Origin of the sequence: Kitasatospora sp. NPDC058184 (assembly GCF_042883725.1) — a bacterium.
Taxonomy (GTDB): domain Bacteria; phylum Actinomycetota; class Actinomycetes; order Streptomycetales; family Streptomycetaceae; genus Kitasatospora.
In genome coordinates this window covers 359,857-379,746 of sequence record NZ_JBHVVE010000006.1, presented here as the reverse complement: position 1 = coordinate 379,746, position 19,890 = coordinate 359,857, and the positions used below count along the sequence as shown (strand labels likewise).

The 19,890-nt window shown below is 73.3% G+C and carries 17 protein-coding genes; 8 read left to right on the top strand and 9 right to left on the bottom strand.

Annotated features, from left to right (window positions below):
- Positions 1-6: 6 nt before the first annotated feature.
- Positions 7-1,083, bottom strand: coding sequence for an ABC transporter substrate-binding protein (locus ACFVXH_RS14825; protein WP_387823438.1), 1,077 nt, complete (start codon positions 1,081-1,083; stop codon positions 7-9).
- 55 nt (positions 1,084-1,138) lie between these two features.
- Here ACFVXH_RS14825 and ACFVXH_RS14820 point away from each other — a divergent pair, with 55 nt between their 5' ends.
- Positions 1,139-1,654, top strand: coding sequence for a MarR family winged helix-turn-helix transcriptional regulator (locus ACFVXH_RS14820; protein ID WP_117486994.1), 516 nt, complete (start codon positions 1,139-1,141; stop codon positions 1,652-1,654).
- A 108-nt stretch (positions 1,655-1,762) separates the two neighbouring features.
- Here the strand turns inward: ACFVXH_RS14820 and ACFVXH_RS14815 are convergent, their stop codons facing one another.
- The gene (locus tag ACFVXH_RS14815; RefSeq protein ID WP_074002559.1) at positions 1,763-2,848 is read right to left on the bottom strand and encodes a C40 family peptidase; all 1,086 of its coding nucleotides are present in this window, start codon (positions 2,846-2,848) and stop codon (positions 1,763-1,765) included.
- A 561-nt stretch (positions 2,849-3,409) separates the two neighbouring features.
- Between ACFVXH_RS14815 and mutA the strand changes: the two genes are divergently transcribed.
- The 4 genes from mutA to ACFVXH_RS14795 all read left to right on the top strand — a co-directional run bounded on the left by mutA (position 3,410) and on the right by ACFVXH_RS14795 (position 9,812).
- On the top strand, positions 3,410-5,278 hold the full coding sequence (gene mutA / locus ACFVXH_RS14810) for a methylmalonyl-CoA mutase small subunit (RefSeq protein ID WP_380739657.1): 1,869 nt from the start codon (positions 3,410-3,412) through the stop codon (positions 5,276-5,278).
- Positions 5,275-7,494, top strand: coding sequence for a methylmalonyl-CoA mutase (gene scpA, locus ACFVXH_RS14805; RefSeq protein WP_387823432.1), 2,220 nt, complete (start codon positions 5,275-5,277; stop codon positions 7,492-7,494). The genes mutA and scpA overlap by 4 nt, the downstream gene beginning before the upstream one ends.
- A gap of 12 nt (positions 7,495-7,506) precedes the next feature.
- Positions 7,507-8,493, top strand: a complete 987-nt coding sequence (gene meaB / locus ACFVXH_RS14800; RefSeq protein ID WP_387823430.1) for a methylmalonyl Co-A mutase-associated GTPase MeaB — start codon at positions 7,507-7,509, stop codon at positions 8,491-8,493.
- Between the two features lie 299 nt (positions 8,494-8,792).
- Positions 8,793-9,812 carry a hypothetical protein gene (locus ACFVXH_RS14795; RefSeq protein ID WP_387823427.1) on the top strand — a complete coding sequence of 340 codons (1,020 nt, stop codon included), beginning with the start codon at positions 8,793-8,795 and terminating at the stop codon, positions 9,810-9,812.
- 73 nt (positions 9,813-9,885) lie between these two features.
- Here the strand turns inward: ACFVXH_RS14795 and ACFVXH_RS14790 are convergent, their stop codons facing one another.
- Genes ACFVXH_RS14790 through ACFVXH_RS14780 form a run of 3 tightly spaced genes read right to left on the bottom strand, consistent with a single transcriptional unit; the run spans position 9,886 to position 11,936 of the window.
- Positions 9,886-10,467 (bottom strand): HD family hydrolase, encoded by a 582-nt coding sequence (locus ACFVXH_RS14790; protein WP_387823424.1) that lies wholly within the window; start codon positions 10,465-10,467, stop codon positions 9,886-9,888.
- A gap of 33 nt (positions 10,468-10,500) precedes the next feature.
- Positions 10,501-11,070: a class IV adenylate cyclase gene (cyaB, locus tag ACFVXH_RS14785; protein ID WP_074002552.1), complete on the bottom strand. Its 570-nt coding sequence runs from the start codon at positions 11,068-11,070 to the stop codon at positions 10,501-10,503.
- 14 nt (positions 11,071-11,084) lie between these two features.
- The gene (locus ACFVXH_RS14780; protein ID WP_074002551.1) at positions 11,085-11,936 is read right to left on the bottom strand and encodes a helix-turn-helix transcriptional regulator; all 852 of its coding nucleotides are present in this window, start codon (positions 11,934-11,936) and stop codon (positions 11,085-11,087) included.
- Positions 11,937-12,246: 310 nt separating this feature from the next.
- Here ACFVXH_RS14780 and ACFVXH_RS14775 point away from each other — a divergent pair, with 310 nt between their 5' ends.
- Together ACFVXH_RS14775 and ACFVXH_RS14770 are read left to right on the top strand one after the other, a co-directional pair.
- Positions 12,247-12,417 (top strand): hypothetical protein, encoded by a 171-nt coding sequence (locus ACFVXH_RS14775; RefSeq protein WP_241852882.1) that lies wholly within the window; start codon positions 12,247-12,249, stop codon positions 12,415-12,417.
- A gap of 212 nt (positions 12,418-12,629) precedes the next feature.
- Positions 12,630-13,580 (top strand): methyltransferase domain-containing protein, encoded by a 951-nt coding sequence (locus ACFVXH_RS14770; protein ID WP_380718489.1) that lies wholly within the window; start codon positions 12,630-12,632, stop codon positions 13,578-13,580.
- A gap of 266 nt (positions 13,581-13,846) precedes the next feature.
- Here ACFVXH_RS14770 and ACFVXH_RS14765 read toward each other — a convergent pair whose 3' ends face one another.
- The 3 genes from ACFVXH_RS14765 to ACFVXH_RS14755 all read right to left on the bottom strand — a co-directional run bounded on the left by ACFVXH_RS14765 (position 13,847) and on the right by ACFVXH_RS14755 (position 17,020).
- Positions 13,847-14,668 (bottom strand): aminoglycoside 3'-phosphotransferase, encoded by an 822-nt coding sequence (locus ACFVXH_RS14765; protein WP_387823419.1) that lies wholly within the window; start codon positions 14,666-14,668, stop codon positions 13,847-13,849.
- A 239-nt stretch (positions 14,669-14,907) separates the two neighbouring features.
- Positions 14,908-15,732: a phosphoenolpyruvate hydrolase family protein gene (locus tag ACFVXH_RS14760; protein ID WP_074002548.1), complete on the bottom strand. Its 825-nt coding sequence runs from the start codon at positions 15,730-15,732 to the stop codon at positions 14,908-14,910.
- 52 nt (positions 15,733-15,784) lie between these two features.
- Positions 15,785-17,020: a Tm-1-like ATP-binding domain-containing protein gene (locus ACFVXH_RS14755; protein WP_387823416.1), complete on the bottom strand. Its 1,236-nt coding sequence runs from the start codon at positions 17,018-17,020 to the stop codon at positions 15,785-15,787.
- A gap of 145 nt (positions 17,021-17,165) precedes the next feature.
- Between ACFVXH_RS14755 and ACFVXH_RS14750 the strand changes: the two genes are divergently transcribed.
- Positions 17,166-18,641: a PLP-dependent aminotransferase family protein gene (locus ACFVXH_RS14750; protein WP_387823413.1), complete on the top strand. Its 1,476-nt coding sequence runs from the start codon at positions 17,166-17,168 to the stop codon at positions 18,639-18,641.
- Between the two features lie 58 nt (positions 18,642-18,699).
- On the opposite strand, the gene ACFVXH_RS14745 is transcribed toward ACFVXH_RS14750, so the two are convergent.
- Positions 18,700-19,728, bottom strand: a complete 1,029-nt coding sequence (locus ACFVXH_RS14745; protein WP_117487007.1) for a glycosyltransferase family 2 protein — start codon at positions 19,726-19,728, stop codon at positions 18,700-18,702.
- Positions 19,729-19,890: the final 162 nt, after the last annotated feature.

Genomic DNA, 19,890 nt, shown 5'->3' with positions numbered 1-19,890 from the left:
CTTGACCTACCGGGGCAGGACGGCGAAGCCGAGGCCCTCGGCCCGGGCGAGGTGGATCGGCGCCCGGCCCGCGGCCTCGCCGTGCAGCAGCCGGCCCGCGGCCGCCAGCAGGCCGTCCGGGGCCAGGGCCCGACGGGCCGCCAGGTCGGCGAGCAGGCGCAGGCCCTCGTACAGGCCCACCGCGTAGGCGTCCAGGACCGGCGCCCACGGACCGCACAGGGCCCGGTGCCGCTCGGCGAGGCTCTGCCGGCGCTCCTCGGCCAGCGTCGCGAAGGAGGGCATCGCCGCGTACAGCGTCCCGGTGTCGTCGCCGCCGAGCGCGAGCAGGCCGTTCTCCTCCAGGGAGCCGGAGAGCCGCACCAGCCTCCGATCCAGCCCGCTGCGCCGCAGCGCCCGGTTGAACTGCACCAGGTCGCGCCCGATCAGACTGAGCAGCAGGGCGTCCGCGCGGGCCGAACGCAACGCGTCCAGCAGCGGGTCGAGCGCCTCCTCGACCGCCCCGAAGGGGACCCGCCGCTCCAGCACCACCCGGGCGCCGGCCCGCGCCGCGAGCCCCTCGGCGGCCCGGTGGACGGAGCGCGGCCAGATGTAGTCGTTGCCGATCAGCGCCCAGCGGGCGATCCCGTGACGATCCGTCAACTCCTGGATCGCCGGGCCGAATTGGCGGGACGGGTCGATGCCGGTGCAGAGCACTCCGGGCAGCCGGGAGCCGCCCTCGTGCGGCGGGGTGAAGACGTACGCGAGACGGCCCGCGGCAACGGTCTCGACCGCCCGGTGCACATCGCTGGTGTGGCACCCGGCGAGCGCGTCCAGCGCCCCGGCGTCCAGCAGGCGCCGCACCTCCCCGGCGACCGGGCCCGGCGCGCCGCCACCGTCCACCAGCACCAGCTCCAGCGGGCGGCCGAGGACCCCGCCGCCCGCGTTGACCTCGTGCGCGGCGAGCAGCGCGCCGTCCAGCGCGGACGGGCCGGTGAGCCCGAGCGGGCCGGACTGCGGCACGACGAGGCCCACCCGGAACGCCGCCCCGTCCCGAGCCGAGTGCAGCGCATCGAGCGGATCGATCACCCTCACCTCGATGCTCACGGTGCGAGTATCGTCGTACCGCCGATATCGGGGAAGGCCGGAACGGGAGGGTCCGATGACCGCAGCTGGTGCCGCACCGGGGGTCGACGGCCGTCCCGGCGATCCCGCCGCCCGGACCGCCGCCCCGGCCGCCGAGCAGACCGTCGCCGCCGCGGCGCGCCCCCCGGCCGCCCCGGAGCCGCTGCTGGTCGAGCTGGTCACGCTGGCCCACCGCAGGCTCTCCGGCGGCCTCGCCGCCGCCCTCGCCGAGGAGGACTGCACCGTCGACCAGTGGCGGCTGCTGCGCGTCCTCGCGGACGACCGGGGACACGCGATGGGCGAGCTGGCCCAGGCCCTGCTGATCCCGCAGGCGAGCCTGAGCCGGCTGGTGGACTCGCTGGCCGACTCCGGCTGGGTCTACCGGCGCCAGGACGACCAGGACCGCCGCCGGATCACCGCCCACCTCTCCCGCCAGGGCCGCACCCGGCTGACCCGGCTGGACGCCCTCGCCGCCGCCCACGACGCCGCCGTGCGCCGGGCCTGCGGCCTCACCGACCCGGCGCACGTACTGCGGCGGCTCGCCGCGCTCTGACCGGCCCGGCCCGGCCGCCCCAGGCACACGACGACGACCCGCACGGACGACGACGGCCCGCCCCCGCCGAAGCGGGAGCGGGCCGTCGCGGCGCGCGATCGGACGCGGTCAGGCCGGGCGGACCGCGCCCTTGTAGGGCATCACGGAGATCGGCAGGACCTCGATGTTCTTGCCCGTGTACGGGGCGTGGATCATCTTGCCGTCGCCGATGTACAGGCCGACGTGGTGCAGGTCGTCGTAGAAGAACACCAGGTCACCGGGCTGGAGGTTGGCACGGTCGACGTGCGGGCCGTCCTTCCACTGCTCCTCGGACGTCCGGGAGATGGTGACGCCCGCCGCGCGGTAGGCCTGGCTGGTGAGGCCGGAGCAGTCGAAGGTCGCGGGGCCGGTCTTGCCCCAGCCGTAGGGCTTGCCGAGCTGGGCCTGGGCGAACGCGATGATGGCGCCGGCCCGGCCGCTGGCCGACGGCACCGGGGCGTTCATGTCCGGGCGGTCGCTGGAGCGGGAGGCGCGGTCCTTGGCCGCGGCGGCGGCGGCCTGCTGGGCCTCGGCCTTGGCCTTCTCCGCGTTCTGCTGGGCGTTGATCTTGGCGCGGTCCTCGGCGCTGAGCTTGTTCAGCATCCCCTGGGCCTGGGCCAGCTTGGTCTGGATGTCCTTCTTCTGCTCCGCCAGCTGCGTGCCCACCGAGTCGAGCGCGGCCAGGGTGGCGGTGGCCTCGGCGCGGTCCTGGTCGAGCTTGCGCTGCTCGTCCTGGGCCTGCTTGAGCAGACTCGCCTGGGAGTCGGACACCTGGTTCTGCACCGAGGCGCGCTCCAGGTAGGCGGCCGGGTCGGAGTCGAGCATCAGCTGGACCGACGGGTCGATGCCGTTGGTGCGGTACTGGTCGGCGGCGACCGCGCCGAGCCGGGTCCGCAGCTCGTTCATCGCCTCCTGGCCCCGGACGACCTTCTCCTGGATCTGGTTGGCCTCGCCCTGGAGCTTCTGCTGCTTCGCCTGGAAGCCGTTGTACTTCTCGATCGCCTGCTCGGCGTCCTCGTTGAGCTGGTCGACCTGCTCCTTGACGGTGGCGAGGTTCGGGGTCGGCTCGGCGTGGGCGGTACCGGAGGCGAGGACCGCGCCGCCGGCCGCCATGGCCGTGGTGAGGACCGCCATGCGGGCCCGGCTCGGGGGGCTGGGCTTGCGGCGCTTTCCCATGGCGGTCGCTCTCCTTCGGGGGAATCTCGGGACGGTCCGGGCGGAGCGGGGGGACGGCTCGGCCGGTGCCTGGGGACGACGAAGGCGGGCAGGACGAGCAACGGGGGGGTGCTGCCCCGCCCACCTTCTTCGAAGTAACTTAATAGATGAGGGGCCGGGTTCCGCAATCCCCCTGATCATGACGTTTTGACAGCATGACAGGACATCGATCGCGTTCCGTGCCATCGGCGTTGACCTCGGACACCTCCGGACACCGCGGACACCTCCCACCACCCGACGACCGCCGGGCGGATCACCGACGACGGCCCGGACGCCCCCCGGACGACGGCCCGGACGACCGCGCCGCCCGCCTCCGCCGACACCCCGGACGACCCCACCCGGCGCCTCCGACCCCCTGACCTCCGACCCCCTGCCGACACCCCTATCGGCCGCGGGTGCCAGCCGTCCCCGCACGCCATGGCACCCCCCGCCCCGGAGAGTGCTCGCGAGCGGCCGAACCGAGGGAAAGGTCACATGAGATTCCTCTCCTGCAGCCCCGCGCACGGGCGCTAACCTGCGCACATGAAGGTCCCGCCCGAAGGGCTCCCCCTCGCTGCCGAGTTCCCGGCCGCGCACCGAGAGCAGTGGCAGCAGCTCGTCCAGGGCGTGCTGCGCAAGTCCGGTGCCCAGCCCGAGGACGGTCCCGCCGCCGAGCAGGCGCTCACCACCCGGCTCCAGGACGGGCTGAGCGCACGCCCCCTGTACACCGCCGAGGACACCGACGCCGACCCGGGCTACCCGGGCTTCCCGCCGTTCGTGCGCGGCGGCCGGCCGCAGGGCTCCGCCGTGGCCGGCTGGGACGTCCGCCAGCGGCACGCCGACCCGGACCGCCGGCGCGCCAACGAGGCCGTCCTGGCCGACCTGGAGCACGGCGTGAGCTCGCTCTGGCTGGAGCTGGGCGGCGCGGGCCTCCCCGTGGACGCCCTGCCCGAGGCGCTCACCGGCGTGTACCTGGACCTGGCCGCCGTGGCGCTCGACGCCGGCGCCGAATTCACCGACGCCGCCGAGCAGTTGTTCAACCTGTACGAGGAGCGCGAGGTCTCCCCCGGAGCCGCCGCCGGCAACCTCGGCGCCGACCCGCTCGGCCTCCAGGCCCGCACCGGCCGGACCGACCGCACCGGGGCGCTGCTCGCCGAGGCCACCGCGCTGGCCGCCCGCTGCGCCGCCGGGTACCCGGGCCTGCGGGCGCTCACGGTGGACGCCCTGCCGTACCACGAGGCGGGCGCCTCCCCCGCCCAGGAGCTGGGCTGCTCGCTGGCCACCGGCGTCGCCTACCTGCGCGCGCTGACCGCCGCCGGCCTCCCGGTCGACGACGCGCTCGGCCAGCTGGAGTTCCGCTACGCCGCCGACGGCGACCAGTTCCTCACCATCGCCAAGTTCCGTGCCGCGCGCCGCCTCTGGGCCCGGGTCGCCGAGGTCTCGGGGGCCGGTGCGGCCGCCTCGGCACAGCGCCAGCACGCCGTCACCTCCCGGGTGATGATGACCGCCCGCGACCCGTGGGTGAACATGCTGCGCACCACGATCGCCTGCCTGGCCGCCGGGGTCGGCGGCGCGGACGCCGTCACCGTGCTGCCCTTCGACAGCGCACTCGGCCTGCCGGACGCCTTCGCCCGCCGGATCGCCCGCAACACCCAGGCGATCCTGCTGGAGGAGTCCCACCTGGCCCGGGTGATCGACCCGGCCGGCGGCTCCTGGTACGTCGAGCAGCTGAGCGAGGAGCTGGCCCGGGCCGCCTGGGCCTGGTTCCAGGAGATCGAGCGGGCCGGCGGACAGCAGGCCGCCCTGGAGTCCGGCCTCGTCGGCGAGCGGATCGCCGCGACCTGGGCCGAGCGCTCGGTACGGCTCGCCAAGCGGCGCGAACCCGTCACCGGCGTCAGCGAGTTCCCGCACCTGGACGAGCAGCCGCTGGTCCGCGAACCGGCCCCGGCCGCACCCGGCGGCGGGCTGCCGCGGGTGCGCCGCGCCGAGGCCTACGAGGCCCTGCGGGACCGCTCGGACGCCCACGCCGCCGCGCACGGCGCCCGCCCGAACCTCTTCCTCGCCTCGATCGGCACCGCCTCCGCGCACACCGCGCGCACCACCTTCGCCGCCAACCTGTTCCAGGCGGGCGGCATCGCGACGGTCTCGGCCGAGTCCGTCGACCCGGCGGCCTTCGCCGAGGCCTTCCGGGCCTCCGGCGCGACCGTCGCCTGCCTCTGCTCCAGCGACGCGCTGTACGCCGAGCACGCCGCCCCGGTCGCCGGTGCCCTGAAGGCGGCCGGCGCCGAACGGGTGCTGCTCGCCGGGCGACCCGCCGAAGTACCCGACGGCGTGGACGAGTTCATCTTCGCGGGGGGCGACGCGGTCGCCGTCCTGACCTCCCTGCTGGACCAGATCGGAGCCGCTCGATGATCCCCGACTTCACCGGAATCGGGCTGGACGGCGCCGGCGGCAGCCTCACGGGCGGCCCTGGCGTCACCGACGAGCAGTGGCGGGCCGCCTGGCGCCAGTCCACCGGCAAGGACGTCGACGAGCTGCTCTGGGACACCCCCGAGGGCATCGGCGTCAAGCCGCTGTACACCGGGGCCGACCTCACCGGGCTGGACTTCCTGGAGACCTACCCGGGCATCGCCCCGTACCTGCGCGGGCCGTACCCGACCATGTACGTCAACCAGCCCTGGACCGTCCGCCAGTACGCGGGCTTCTCCACCGCCGAGGAGTCCAACGCCTTCTACCGCCGCAACCTCGCGGCCGGCCAGAAGGGCCTGTCCGTCGCCTTCGACCTGCCGACCCACCGCGGCTACGACAGCGACCACCCGCGGGTCACCGGCGACGTCGGCATGGCGGGCGTGGCGATCGACTCGATCTACGACATGCGCCAACTCTTCGACGGCATCCCGCTGGACAAGATGTCCGTGTCGATGACCATGAACGGCGCCGTGCTGCCCGTCCTCGCGCTGTACATCGTCGCGGCCGAGGAGCAGGGCGTACCGCCGGAGAAGCTCGCGGGGACCATCCAGAACGACATCCTCAAGGAGTTCATGGTCCGCAACACCTACATCTACCCGCCGCAGCCGTCGATGCGGATCATCTCGGACATCTTCGCGTACACCTCGCAGAAGATGCCCCGGTACAACTCGATCTCCATCTCCGGCTACCACATCCAGGAGGCCGGTGCGACGGCCGACCTGGAGCTCGCCTACACCCTGGCCGACGGGGTGGAGTACCTGCGCGCGGGCCTGGACGTGGGCCTGGACGTGGACGCCTTCGCTCCGCGACTGTCGTTCTTCTGGGCGATCGGCATGAACTTCTTCATGGAGGTCGCCAAGCTGCGCGCGGCCCGGCTGCTCTGGGCCAAGCTGGTCAAGCAGTTCGACCCCAAGAACCCCAAGTCCCTGTCGCTGCGCACCCATTCGCAGACATCGGGCTGGTCGCTCACCGCCCAGGACGTGTTCAACAACGTCACCCGCACCTGCGTGGAGGCGATGGCCGCGACCCAGGGCCACACCCAGTCGCTGCACACCAACGCCCTGGACGAGGCCCTCGCCCTGCCCACCGACTTCTCCGCCCGGATCGCCCGCAACACCCAGCTGCTGCTCCAGCAGGAGTCGGGCACCTGCCGGGTGATCGACCCCTGGGGCGGCTCCGCGTACGTCGAGAAGCTGACCCACGACCTCGCGTCGAGGGCCTGGGAGCACATCCAGGAGGTCGAGGCGGCCGGCGGCATGGCCAAGGCCATCGACGCGGGCATCCCCAAGCTGCGCGTCGAGGAGGCCGCCGCCCGCACCCAGGCGCGGATCGACTCCGGCCGCCAGCCGGTCATCGGCGTCAACAAGTACCGGGTGGAGAACGACGAGCAGATCGACGTGCTCAAGGTCGACAACTCCTCGGTACGGGCACGGCAGGTCGAGAAGCTGCGCCGGCTGCGCGCCGAACGCGACGAGGCCGCGTGCCAGGACGCGCTGCGCGCGCTGACGGCCGCCGCCGAGGCCGGCCCGCAGCGCGGCGGCTCACTGGACGGCAACCTGCTGCACCTGGCCGTCAACGCGGCCCGGGCCAAGGCCACCGTCGGCGAGATCTCCGACGCCCTGGAGAAGGTCTACGGCCGCCACTCCGGCCAGATCCGTACCATCTCCGGTGTGTACCGAGACGAAGCGGGCCCGTCGGCCTCCCTCCAGCGCACCCGCGACCTGGTCGAGCGGTTCGAGCAGGCCGAGGGCCGCCGTCCGCGCATCCTGGTCGCCAAGATGGGCCAGGACGGCCACGACAGAGGCCAGAAGGTGATCGCCACCGCCTTCGCCGACCTCGGCTTCACGGTGGACGTCGGCCCGCTGTTCCAGACTCCGGCCGAGGTCGCCCGCCAGGCCGTCGAGGCCGACGTGCACATCGTCGGCGTGTCCTCGCTCGCCGCCGGACACCTCACGCTGGTGCCCGCGCTGCGCGCCGAACTCGCCGCGGCGGGACGGGAGGACATCACCATCGTGGTCGGCGGAGTCATCCCGCCGCAGGACTTCGACGCCCTGTACGAGGCCGGCGCCGCGGCGGTCTTCCCCCCGGGGACGGTCATCCCGGACGCGGCGTACGACCTGCTCAAGTCCCTGGCGGCCGACCTCGGCCACGAGCTGTGATTGCCTGAACGCATGCCTCCGCGGACGATCGACCTCGACAGCTATGTGACGGGCGTACTCGACGGCTCGCGCGCCTGGATCGCGCGCGCCGTCACCCTCGTCGAGTCCTCCCGACCCGACCACCGCGCACTCGCGCAGCAGCTCCTCCAACGGCTGCTGCCGCACGCCGGCGGCGCGGTCCGGGTGGGCATCACGGGCGTGCCCGGCGTCGGCAAGTCGACCTTCATCGACGCCTTCGGGACGATGCTGACCGGCCAGGGCCACCGGGTCGCGGTACTCGCCGTCGACCCGACCTCCAGCCGGACGGGCGGCTCCATCCTGGGCGACAAGACCCGGATGGAGCGACTCGCCGTCGACCCTGCCGCCTTCGTCCGGCCGTCCCCGACCTCGGGGACCCTCGGCGGGGTCGCCAAGGCCACCCGTGAGTCGATGGTGGTCATGGAGGCGGCGGGGTACGACGTCGTCCTCATCGAAACGGTCGGCGTCGGCCAGTCCGAGACGACGGTGGCCGGGATGGTCGACACCTTCCTGCTGCTCAGCCTGGCGCGGACCGGCGATCAGCTCCAGGGCATCAAGAAGGGCGTCCTGGAGCTGGCGGACGTCATCGCCGTCAACAAGGCCGACGGCCCGCACGAACGCGACGCCAAGGCGGCGGCCCGCGAACTCACCGGCGCGCTACGGCTGTTGCAGGCCCCGGACGCCGCCTGGACGCCGCCGGTGCTCACCTGCAGCGGCCTCGACGGCGCGGGCCTGGACGTCCTGTGGGAGCGGCTGCAGCAGCACCGCAAGGTGCTGGACGCCACGGGCGCGCTGGCGGCGAAGCGCCGCGACCAGCAGGTCGAGTGGGCCTGGTCCATGGTCCACGACCAGCTCTACGCCCGCCTCCACGAGAACCCCGAAGTACGGCGCCTGACCCCCGAGTTGGAAACCCAGGTCCGCGCCGGCACCCTCCCGGCGGGGCTGGCGGCCCAGCAGATCCTGGACGCCTTCTTCGCCTGACCCAGGTCTCGTAGACCGAGCGCCGTGCCCCACCCCCGCGTGGGGCACGGCGCTTCTCGGGTTCTCCTGGGAATCCCATCCGGTCGCAGCTCGACAACTCCACGCCATGCCAGGCCCGTTCTGACCCTCTTCCGTCGCCCGAACGGCTGACAACGAGTCAACTCGGGTACACCGACGTGGAGAACCGGAGATGCTGACGCAGCCGTTGAACCGGTCGCACAGAGGACGGGACCGCGATGACCCCTCGACCGCGCACACCGAACCCCGAGCTCGCCGCACGGTCGATCGGCAGGTCCGACATGGACCCCTCACGCCGTGGCGTCCTGACCGCCGGTCTCTACTCACTGACCCTGACACTGCCGGAGTTCGACGAGAGCCCCGAGCGGATCACCCGTGCCGCCGCGGGCCGAACCGTGCGTGTCGGCGACGGCGAGGTCCAGACCGTACGGACGGTGACCGACCGGATCGCCGGCATCCTCGACGAGCTCGGCGCCGCCCACGCCCGCCCGATGGCTGCGGCGTTCCTGGTCAACTCGGTCGGGCCGTGGCTCCAGGCGTCCGGCACGACCCAGGTGAAGGCCGACCTGCTGTCGGCCGCCGCCGATCTCACCTACCTCACCGGCTGGATGGCGATGTACGAGACCGCCCACGGCCTCGGCCAGAAGTACTACGTCCAGGCCCTCAGGCTCGCGCGGGAGGCCCAGGACCACGTGACGTACTGCCGCACCCTGCGCGGCATGGCACTCCAGGCGTCCAACCTCGGCTACGGTCCAAAAGCCCTCGAACTCGCCGACTCGGCCGCCGAGGCCGCTCCGGCCTCCGGCCCCCGCCTGCGGGCCTTCCTCACCGGCCAACAGGCGCACGGCGCCGCCATGGTGAAGGACCGGCGCCAGGCCTTCGCACGCCTCGCCGAGACCGAGACGGCGCTGGCCCAGGCCGACGGCCGCAACGACTCCATCGGCGGCTACGACCAGAGCGCGTACCACTTCCATGTCTCGCACGTGCTGTACGAACTCGGCGACCTCCCGGGGGCAGTCAAGGAGCTCCAGCTCTCCGACCGGGCCCGCCCCGCCAACGAGAAGCAGGGCCGCGTGCACGGCAACGGCCTGCTCGCCCGTCGGCAGATGGAACTCGGCCACGTCGAAGCCGCCTGCGCCACCTGGGACACCTTCCTGGACGACTATGTCACGCTCAGCTCCGTCCGCGGCGACGAACACTTCCGCGCCCTGAACACCGCCCTCCCGGCCCACGCCGCCAACGGCACGGTACGCCGACTCCGGGAGCGCACCCGCGAGGTCGCGCGGCAGAAAGCCGCCTGAGCCATGAGCCTCCGCATCATGAAGGCGTCCCGGTCGGGGTGATCTGGCCAGCGGGAGCCCGCCGCCGACCGCGTCACATCGGCTTCTCGCCGAGAGCGGCCCGCAGCCAGTCGAGGGAATCGGTCGCCAGGACGGCATCGGCGAGGTCGTTCGCGGTCTTCGTGGTGAGCCGGCCGCGGCTGTTGTCGATCCACCGCTGCGCGTTCGCGTAGCCCTGCGCCTTGTACTCAACGCCCTGGATCAGGCATTCCAGCTTGTCCGCGTCCCGGGCGCAGACCGCCTCCAACGACTCCTTCGCCTCGTACTCCGCGACGAGGTCCCTGATGGTCGAGGCCAGGACGTCCGGCATTCCCGCGACTTGGTCGGCCGTCACCGCCACCGGATCCGCACTCGGCGCGTACTTCTTGCCCAGGTGGTTGACGTCCCCGGTGCGCGATTCCTGGGAGTCGTGCCAGACCGCCAGGAACGCGGCCTGCGCCGGATCGGCGCCTTCGAGCCTGGCGATGACCGAGGCGATCATCGCGGTCCGCCAGGAGTGCTCGGCGACCGACTCGGGGTCACGGACACCGGCCATCCACCAGCCCGTGCGCTTGGTCTGCTTGAGCGTCCCGGCTTCGAACAGGAACCTCGCCACCGAGCCCAGGTCGTCCGTCACTGCCGACTCCTCTCATCCACGCCACGACCGACGTTACGCGGGCCGGGCCGCCGCAACCGCATCGGTGTACAACTCGGTGGTCAAGTCGTCCTCGCTGATGCCGAGTTCTCCGAGTACGGCACGGACCAGGGAGAGGGCGGGGGCGAGTTCGGCCGCCGTCGCAGCCGATGTCTCCACCTCGATGAACGTCGCTCCATCCAGTTCCGGAACGCGAACGAGCGTGGCCAGCACAGGCCACCCGTCCTGCTGGAAGCTGTAGTTGCGGCACCGCTTCTCGAACGCGATTCGCGGGGTGAAGCCGAGGCCTCGGACGATCTCGTGCATCGCGTCGGCATCCGCGACCCTGGTCTCGGCCTCCGGCTTCGACCCGGACGCCTCGTCCACCCGAGCGTCCTTGTACGTCAGCACGGTGCGCGTGTCGTCCTGGCCGTGCACGGTACGGATCCGCAGCTCCCGGTCAGCGCCCATCAGACTGCCGTCCGGCGCGTCATAGTACGTGTCCCGGTAGACCTCGGCCCGGCCGGAACCGTACCGCTCCTCCAGCTGCTTGAGCACGCCCTCCGGGTCCCGCACGATCGCCTTGAGCTCCGCTTCGATCGCCATCCCTCTGCCTTCCCTCAGATCACACGCTCGGCACTGTCCACCATGGCATCGAACTGCCGACACCAGCCCCGGTACAAGGGGCCGTGCGGAGTGGGCAGCACCTTATAGGTTGCCGACTCGTGCCCTTCCCAATCCGCGTCGAAGGCTCCGACGAACAGGGTGCGGTCCAGCCGGATGATCCGCCACACAGGCATCGTGCGGTACCGGTAGACCTCGACCTGTCCGTAGTCGGACAGCTCCCGCAGCCGGGCCTCCGCCAGTCGGATACCTCCGGCCAGCGAAGCCGTGGATTCTCCGATCTCGGCGGCACGGAACTCGGCAGCCGGCGACTCCGGGTCAAGGAGCAACACCCGCAAGCGGGGGGCGGGGCCGCCGTCGCGGCGCAGGTGCTGACGCAACAGAGAATCGCGCAGGGCGAGGAGACCAAGGCCACGCACGGCCAGGACGTCCAGTTCGGCTGCCGATCCCGCCGCACACTGGATCTCGGCGGAGGCCGATTCCTGGTCGCCGTACACACGGACGATCTCGGGAAACGCCGCCAGATCAAAGGCGGATCCGGACGCCCGCCGGCCGTCCGGCCGTGGTGCCAGCCCGAGTAGCCGCCGCGCATCGTCGGGAAGGTTGAGCCCGTCGGCGATCCGCTCGAAGACGTTCAGCTTCGTCACCAGCCGACGGCCGTTGAGGATCTCGTTCACCCGGCCTTGCGTCATACCCACCTGAACCGCCAACCGGGCCTGACTCGCGCCGCTGTGGTGCTGCACATAGCGGAACAGCGCGGCGACATCGCGGTCCCGCAGCGCGCACCGCACCTGATCGTTCTGCCAGGCGAGGTCGGCCAGCCTGATCGGTTCGAGCGCAGTGCCCATGAGGCGAACCCCTCGTCAATCGATCCATTCCACCGTGAGATTACCGTCTGGATATCGCCGACTGCGTTCGGTGACGCGATTCTGGATGCGCGGCCGACAGTGCGGACGAGGGCGAACCGGATCGAACTCGGCAGTCCCAGAACGGCCATGACACGCGGACGCGGCGAACGACAGGAGCGGACACATGACCACCCCACAGCCCAAACCCCCGAGGCCACCGGCGCCTCCCGGCCCCGGGCCGGACATGCCGGTGAGCGGGCCGACCGGCCGCGACTCCACGACGACCACCACGACCAGGTAGGAGATTCCCATGGGATGGGGCCTCGGCAAGGGCGGAAGCTCCGGCGGCGGCAGCGGCGCCAACGACGGCGGTCAGGGCAAGCACTCCGGCAAGAAGGACTTCAACACGACCCCGCAGAACCAGGATCACCAGGCGGGAAAGTCCACCAGCAAGCACGGCAAGGACAACGACAAGAAGTGACCACCAGCCAGAAGAGTCTGCTGCAGGCTGTTTCCCGCCAGCTCGGCCACGACGTGGCCCCGGAGTCGCGCAAGGCGGCCGAAGCGACCCCGCGCCACCGTTTTCTCCCTGACCGCATTTGGCTGGGGCCCGACGGCGGCTCCCTCACACCGTGCGACCGTGGACGCGAGCCCGACCGGTGGTTGGCCGCCGCCTACGCGGACGAGCCGGTCGTGACGCAGATCAACGACGGGCAGGAGGTGAAGGACCCGTCCGACGCCCTTCCGTCCTCCTCGGCTTCCGCCCCGTCGATCGTCTTCCGGATGCTCGAACTCCTGGACGTCGAACCGGGGATGAGGATCCTCGAAATCGGCACGGGCACCGGGTTCAACGCAGCTCTCCTGTCCCACCGGCTGGGTGACGCCAACGTGACCACGATCGAGATCGATCCCGTCCTCGCCGAACTCGCTCGTTCCAACCTCAAGGCCACCGGCTACGCCCCCACCGTGGTCCGGGGTGACGGAGGTCTCGGCTGGGGCGTCCAAGCGCCATTCGACCGTGTGGTGGCCACGTGCTCGGTACGGCGGGTTCTGTACGCTTGGATCCGCCAGAGTCGGCCTGGCGGAGTCATCCTCACCCCGTGGTGCGACGACTGGAGTCACGGCGGCCTGCTCCGCCTCACCGTCGGCGACGACGGGACCGCCAGCGGCCGTTACACCCCTGACAGCGCCTTCATGCTGATGCGTACCCAGCGCCTCGACCTCCGGCTCTTCCGGGACGTCGCCCTGGACGAGCACGTGCCCACCGAGTCCACGACCGCCCTCGACCCGTGGGCTGTCGCGGATTCCGCCTTCGAGACCCAGTTCGCCCTCGGCCACCGCCTCGGCGACCTCTGGTACGCCTGGCACCACGGCCCCGAGGTCGAAGGCGTGGTGACCCGCCTCTGGGTGGCAACGACCGACGGCGGCTCCTGGGCGGCCGTCGACTGGGACGGCCGCGAGAACACCGAGCGCTACACGGTGTGGCAGCACGGCCGGCGCCGGCTCTGGGAGGAGGTCGAGGCCGCTCACCGCTGGTGGCTCGACAACGACCGCCCCGGGCCGGACCGGTTCGGCTTGACCGTCACGCCCGAGGGGCACACCGCCTGGCTCGACGACCCGGCGAACGGGTGGCCCTTGCGGTAGGACCGCACCCGCTCCCGGGCACACCCCTGCGCGCCCCCTCGGCTCTGGGGTCCGGAGCAGTTGGTGCCTGTTGAGCGCGTCCGGCTGCGGTGGCAGCCGGACGCGCCGGATGCCCGCCTGGACGGCAGTGAGCCGGAACTCGACCATGTCCGGCCACTCCGAGAGGACGGCCACCACCTATCGCTCATGCGCGGATGCGGTACGGGATCTCGCCAGGCCCCGGTTGTTCGAGAATCGCAGCGGCCGCCTCCTGGCGGATGCCGGGCTCAGTCCGTCAGTTCCCACAGCAGCCGGTAGTAGGCGGTCCGCTCCGGGTCCGGGGCGATGCCGTAGGCGTCGAGCAGCGGCTGCTCCCAGCCCGGGCCGTAGTTCCACTGGGTGCTCCAGGTGGCGATGGCGAGGTCGGCCCAGCGGTCGGCGAGGCCGAGGGTGCCGAGGTCGACGTGGCCGGTGTGGGTGCCGTCGTCGCCGATCAGGGTGTTGGGGGCGCAGGCGTCGCCGTGGCAGACGACGAGGTGGTCGATCGGGGGGATGTCGGCGAGGGTGGCCAGGGCGCGTTCGACGGTGCCGTGGTGGCGCAGTTCCTCCGGCCAGTCGGCCGGGTCGGTGCGGCCCGCTTCCGCCTTGGCCCGGGCGTTCGTCAGGCGTGTTTCGGCGGACCAGTCGAAGGGGCAGTCCGCGACGGGCAGTGCGTCGTGGAGCGCGCGCAGGCCGGCGCCGATGGCGCGGACGGCGGTGGCGGGGTCGCGCTTCCAGTGGTCGTCCACGGCCGACCGGCCGGGCAGGCCCTGGGTGACGAGCCAGGATCCGGTTTCGTCGGCGCCCTCGCCGATGACCGGTGGCACCACGGCGAACCTCGCCGCCCAACGCAGGCGGACCGCCTCCGCCGCGAGGTCGATGCCGATGCCGGTGCCGCTGCCGCTGCCGGCCGGCGTCCACTTCACGAACTGCCGGGTGTCGCCGTGGCCGAGCTGGAAGGTCAGTCCGCCGAGTTCGTTCTCCCAGACGGCCCGGACCGGCCGTCCGGCCGCGAGCTCGGTGACGACGGGTGGCGGCTGGACGGGGCCCTGGGGCGCGGCGGCGATCATCCGCCCATTCTCACCGGGGCGGGCGGCACCCTGCCAACCGTTTTGCGGGGTTCCGCCGCTACCAGGCGGCGGCCCGGAGGACGTCCTGGGCGATGTCCTCGACCGACCGGTCGTCGGTCGGGACGCGGACCGTGCCGGCGCCGGGATCTCCTGTCGCCGGGATCTCCCGCCGCCGGGAGGGCGGGGCGGCGGCGCTCCCGTTCCCGGGTACGCCGCCGTCCGGCCACCGCCCGTCGGTCTCAGCCGAGCGGCAGGGACTTGAACGCGCGGGCCTGCTCCGTGATGGCGCGTTCGGTGGGCAGCCGCTCCATCGAGGAGGCGCCGAAGAACCCGGCGATCCCGGTGGTGTGCTCCAGCACGTAGCGGGCGTCCTCGGGTTCGGCGATCGGGCCGCCGTGGCAGAGCACGATGATCTCCGGGTTGACCCGCTTCGCGGCGTCGTGCATCTCCTGTACGGCGGCCGCCGCCTGGTCGAGGGTGAGCGCGGTGGCCGCGCCGATGGAGCCCTTGGTGGTGAGCCCGACGTGCGGGACGAGCACGTCGGCGCCGGCCCGGGCCATGTCGGCGGCCTGCTCCGGGTCGAACACGTAGGGGGCGGTGAGCAGTTCGCGCTCGTGGGCCTGGCGGATCATGTCGACCTCCAGGCCGAAGCCCATCCCGGTCTCCTCCAGGTTCGCCCGGAACGTGCCGTCGATCAGTCCGACCGTGGGGAAGTTCTGCACCCCGGTGAAGCCGACGGCCTTCAGCTGGTCCAGGAAGTTGCCCATGATCCGGAACGGGTCGGTGCCGCACACCCCGGCGAGCACCGGCACCTCGCGGACCACCGGGAGCACCTCCCCCGCCATCTCCAGCACGATGGCGTTGGCGTCGCCGTACGGCATCAGGCCCGCCAGCGAGCCGCGGCCGGCCATCCGGTAGCGGCCCGAGTTGTAGATGATCAGCAGGTCGACGCCGCCGGCCTCCGCGCACTTGGCGGACAGGCCGGTGCCGGCGCCGGCTCCGATGACCGGCTTCCCGGCGGTGATCTGCGCGGTCAGGCGGGCCAGGGCTTCGGTGCGGTTCACGGGTGGGCTCCTCGTTCGGCGAGTGTCGTTCGGTGGGGGTATCGGCAACGGGTCAGGCGTGCGCGGCGATCAGCTGGTGCAGCCGGTCGGCGGCCGCGACGGCGAAGGCCGGGTCGTTCAGGTGGGCGTCCAGCTCGCGCAGTTCGACCGGGCCGCCGGCCAGCGCCGAGCGCAGCGCCGCCAGGCCGGCCCGGTCGGCGGCCGGGTCGTGGAACGGCCCGCCCGGCGCGTCCACGGCGGACACCCCGCCGAGCGGCCAGAGCACCGTCACCGGGCCGCGCGCCGCGTTGAGCTTGTGCCCGAGGTCGGCGCCGACGGCGGACATCTCCTCGGCGGTGGTGCGCATCAAGGTCACGGTGGGGTTGTGGACCAGCAGCCGGCGTTCGGCGAAGCGCTCCGGAACGGTCTCCCGGGGGCCGAAGTTGACCATGTCCAGCGCGCCCGGCGCGACCACCTGGGGGATGCCGGCCCGTCCGGCCGCGGTCAGCCGGTCGGGCCCGGCGCTGAGCACGCCGCCGACCAGTTCGTCCGCGAGTTCGGTGGTGGTCAGGTCCAGGACGCCGGCCAGGAAGCCGCCCGCGGCCAGCTTCTCCAGCGCCCGGCCGCCGGCTCCGGTGGCGTGGAACACCAGGACCTCGTAGCCGAGTTCGTCCAGGCGCTCGCGGGCGGCGTCGACCGCGGGCGTGGTCACGCCGAACATGCTGGCGCCGACCAGCGGGCGGCCGTGCGGACGCGGGGCGGCCAGCACCCGCTCGTGCCGGACGGCCATGCCCGCGGCGGCCGCCGCCGCGTTCCCGAGGATCAGCGAGGACACCGAGTTGATGCCCGCGACGTCCACCACGCTGTACATCAGGGTGACGTCGCTGCTGCCCACGTACGGTGCCACGTCCCCGCCCGCCATGGTGGACACCAGCAGCTTGGGCACGCCGACCGGCAGCGCCTGCATCGCGCGGGCCGCGATGGACGACCCGCCGCTGCCCGCCACCGCCAGGACGGCGTGCAGCCGGCCCGACCGGTACAGCTCGCCGACCAGCCGCTCGGCGCCCTGAGCCATCGCCGTCACGGCCGCCCCGCGGTCGCCCGCGGAGCGCAGCGCCGCCAGGTCGTGCCCGGCGGCCCGGGCGACCTCCTCCGGGCCGAGGTCGGCGGCGGGCGTGCCGGGGGGCGGCGGCAGCACGCCGGCGTCGACCATGACCACCTCGCAGCCGTCCTCCCGCAGCCGCTCGGCGAGCCACGCGTACTCCGCGCCCTTGGTGTCCAGTGTCCCGACCAGTACGACGGTCGCCATGTCCCTGCTCCTTTGAACGGACGGTGCCCCGATCATCCGGCGGGGCCGGGACGGCGGCCAAGACCACTTGCGGGCAAGTGGCCTGCCGTCGGCCCCGGTCACCGGGCCGGACGGCGGCCGGGGCCACCGGGGCATCATGGACGGCATGGACCGGATCCCCGCCACCCGCCTGTCGCGCCTGCTCACCGGCTGGGCCGCCGACGGTCCGGGGGCCCTGCCGCGGCTGCTCGCGGACGCGCTGCGCGAACTGGCCGAGCGCGGCGACGTGGCCCCCGGCACCGCGCTGCCGTCGCAGCGGGCGCTGGCCTCGGCCCTCGGGGTCAGCCGCTCCACCGTCACCTCCGCGTACGGGCTGCTGGAGGCGGAGGGACGGTTGGAGAGCCGGCACGGCAGCGGCTCGCGGCTGCGCGCCTCGGGAGCGGTCGGCGAGCCCGTCGGCGAGGGGCGGCTCGCCAGTTTCGGCACCCGGGACGGCGTCGTCGACCTCTCCAGCGGGGCGCTGGAGGGCCTGCCCGCCGTGGCGGACGCCCTCGACTCGCTGTCCGGCCGGGACCTCGCCGCCGCACTCGCCGGTGACGGCTACCTCCCGTACGGGCTGCCGCGGCTGCGCGAGCTGCTGGCCGAGCAGTACCGCGCGGCCGGCCTGCCGACCTCGCCGGACCAGATCCTGGTCACGGCCGGGTCCCAGCAGGCGCTCTGGCTGATCACCCAGGGACTGGTCGAGCCGGGCGACACCGTGGTCGTCGAGGACCCGACCTACCGGGGCGCCCTGGAGGCGCTGCGCGCCCGGGGCGCACGCCTGGTGCCGCTGCCCGCGTACGGCTCCCGCTCCGGCGCGGCCCGCGCCACCGACGCGCACGACGACGGGCCCGCCGCCCTGGCCCGGCTGACCGGCCGGATCCGCCCGCGCCTGGTGTACCTCCAGCCGGCCGTGCACAACCCGACCGGGCGCGCCATGAGCGGGCCGACCCGACGGGCCTGGGCCGCCGTCCTGGCCGAGCGCGGCCTGTACACCGTCGAGGACAACGCGTACGCGGAGCTGTCCCTGTCCGAGGACGGCGCGCCGCCCCCGCTCGCCGCACAGCTGCCGGACGGCACGACCGCGACCATCGGCACCCTCTCCAAGCTCTACTGGGGCGGCCTGCGGCTGGGCTGGATCCGCGCCTCCCGCCCGGTCATCCACCGCCTGGCCGAGCTCCGCAAGTCCGTCGACCTCTCCTGCCCGGTGGTGGAGCAGCTGCTCGCGGTGCGGCTGCTCCAGGGGCTGCCGGAGGCGCGGGCCCGGCGCCGCGCGCAGCTGCGCGAGCGCCTCGCCGCGGCCGAGCGGCTGCTCACCGCGCAGGCGCCGCACTGGCGTTGGGAGCGGCCGGCCGGCGGCTCCGCGCTGTGGGTCGAGCTCCCCGGCACCGACGCCGAGGCCACCGCCCAACTGGCCCGCCGGGCCGGGGTGCTGGTGGTGCCCGGGCCCGCCTTCTCCGCCGTCGACGGCTTCCGCAGCCGCCTGCGGCTGCCGTTCGCCGCCCGGCACGACCCGCTCGACCCGCACGACCAGTACGACCGGCTGGCCGCCGCCCTGCCCGTCCTCCTGCACAGCGCCGACCGCGCCGGTCCCGTCCGCTGAGCCGCCGTACCCACGGAACCGCCGTACCCGCGGAACCGTCCGCCCCGCGCCCCCCGGCTCAGCGGCGGAGGGCCTGGCGGGTGCGGCGGGCGAGGCGGTGGGCGCGTTGGACGGCGACGAAGGCGGGCATGGAGTCGGCCTGGGTGAGCCGGTACTTGAGGCGGAGCTGGGGGCTGAGGCCGGCCTGGGCCTCGGGGCCGATGGCCTGGAGGAGCCGGGCGACGTGCTGCTGGTAGGCGGCGCGGTAGGCGCGGTCGCCGTCCGGGACGGTCCAGAAGAACATCGGGATCTCCTCGACCAGGCAGTTGCGGTCGTAGGCGCGCAGGTGCTCGGCGAAGGCGGGTTCGGGGCGGGCGAGCAGCCATTCGCGGACGAGTTCCATCGAGCGGACCCGGTCGACGACACCGCGCGGGTCGGTCTTCTTCTGGGTGATGGAGAGGTCGCCGTCCTCGCGCACCCGCCAGTGGTAGACCGGGTCGGCGAGCACGTCGACGCGTGCGGCGAGGAAGTGGTGGGGCACGCTGACCGGGGCGTCCTCGTACAGGATGCCCTCGGGGTACGTCAGGCCGGCGCCGTCGAAGAAGGAGCGCCGGTAGACCTTGTTCCAGGCGGTGCGGTCGGTGACGAGGGCGGGGGTCTCGCCGATGTGGGTGCGCAGCCGGGTCTCGTGGAACGGGCGGCGGTGGGCGTGCGAGGGGCTGAGGCCGGAGGTGCGCAACCGCAGGGCGTTGCCGGCGGCGAAGTCGGAGCCGGTCCCGTCGAGGGTGCTGATCATCAGCTGGTAGGCGTGCGGCGGCACGACGTCGTCGCTGTCGACGAAGGCCAGGTACTCGGTGCCGGGGGTGAGGTGGCGCCAGCCGGTGTTGCGGGCGGCGCCGAGGCCCTGGTTCCGCTGCCGGACCAGTCGGAAGCGCCCGTCCCGCTCGGTGTACTCCTCGGCGATGACGGGGCCGTCGTCGGTCGAGCCGTCGTCGACCAGGACGCACTCGAAGTCCTCGAACGTCTGGGCCGCGATCGAGTCCAGGCACTCCCCGAGGTAGCGCTCGACGTTGTAGATCGGGACGACGAGGGAGAGACGCGGGGCCATCGCACGGCCTTTCGCTCAGGACACGAGCGGACGGGCCGGGCGGCCGTCGACCGCCGGTCACCGACAGTGGCCCGAGCATACGGACCGTATGCGGCCCGCGGGCGAACGCCGGGTTGAATCGAGCGAGCGGAACGGTGCAATCACCGGTCCGCCGGGGCGTCG

Bases quoted from the DNA above. Each gene is read 5' to 3' on its own strand.
- ACFVXH_RS14775 (WP_241852882.1), top strand. From the start codon at position 12,247: ATGGGATGGGGCCTCGGCAAGGGCGGAAGCTCCGGCGGCGGCAGCGGC.
- ACFVXH_RS14795 (WP_387823427.1), top strand. From the start codon at position 8,793: ATGGACCCCTCACGCCGTGGCGTCCTGACCGCCGGTCTCTACTCACTG.
- ACFVXH_RS14815 (WP_074002559.1), bottom strand. From the start codon at position 2,848: ATGGGAAAGCGCCGCAAGCCCAGCCCCCCGAGCCGGGCCCGCATGGCG.
- ACFVXH_RS14820 (WP_117486994.1), top strand. From the start codon at position 1,139: ATGACCGCAGCTGGTGCCGCACCGGGGGTCGACGGCCGTCCCGGCGAT.
- ACFVXH_RS14755 (WP_387823416.1), bottom strand. From the start codon at position 17,020: ATGGCGACCGTCGTACTGGTCGGGACACTGGACACCAAGGGCGCGGAG.
- meaB (WP_387823430.1), top strand. From the start codon at position 7,507: ATGCCTCCGCGGACGATCGACCTCGACAGCTATGTGACGGGCGTACTC.
- ACFVXH_RS14750 (WP_387823413.1), top strand. From the start codon at position 17,166: ATGGACCGGATCCCCGCCACCCGCCTGTCGCGCCTGCTCACCGGCTGG.
- cyaB (WP_074002552.1), bottom strand. From the start codon at position 11,070: ATGGCGATCGAAGCGGAGCTCAAGGCGATCGTGCGGGACCCGGAGGGC.
- ACFVXH_RS14745 (WP_117487007.1), bottom strand. From the start codon at position 19,728: ATGGCCCCGCGTCTCTCCCTCGTCGTCCCGATCTACAACGTCGAGCGC.
- ACFVXH_RS14765 (WP_387823419.1), bottom strand. From the start codon at position 14,668: ATGATCGCCGCCGCGCCCCAGGGCCCCGTCCAGCCGCCACCCGTCGTC.
- scpA (WP_387823432.1), top strand. From the start codon at position 5,275: ATGATCCCCGACTTCACCGGAATCGGGCTGGACGGCGCCGGCGGCAGC.
- mutA (WP_380739657.1), top strand. From the start codon at position 3,410: ATGAAGGTCCCGCCCGAAGGGCTCCCCCTCGCTGCCGAGTTCCCGGCC.
- ACFVXH_RS14780 (WP_074002551.1), bottom strand. From the start codon at position 11,936: ATGGGCACTGCGCTCGAACCGATCAGGCTGGCCGACCTCGCCTGGCAG.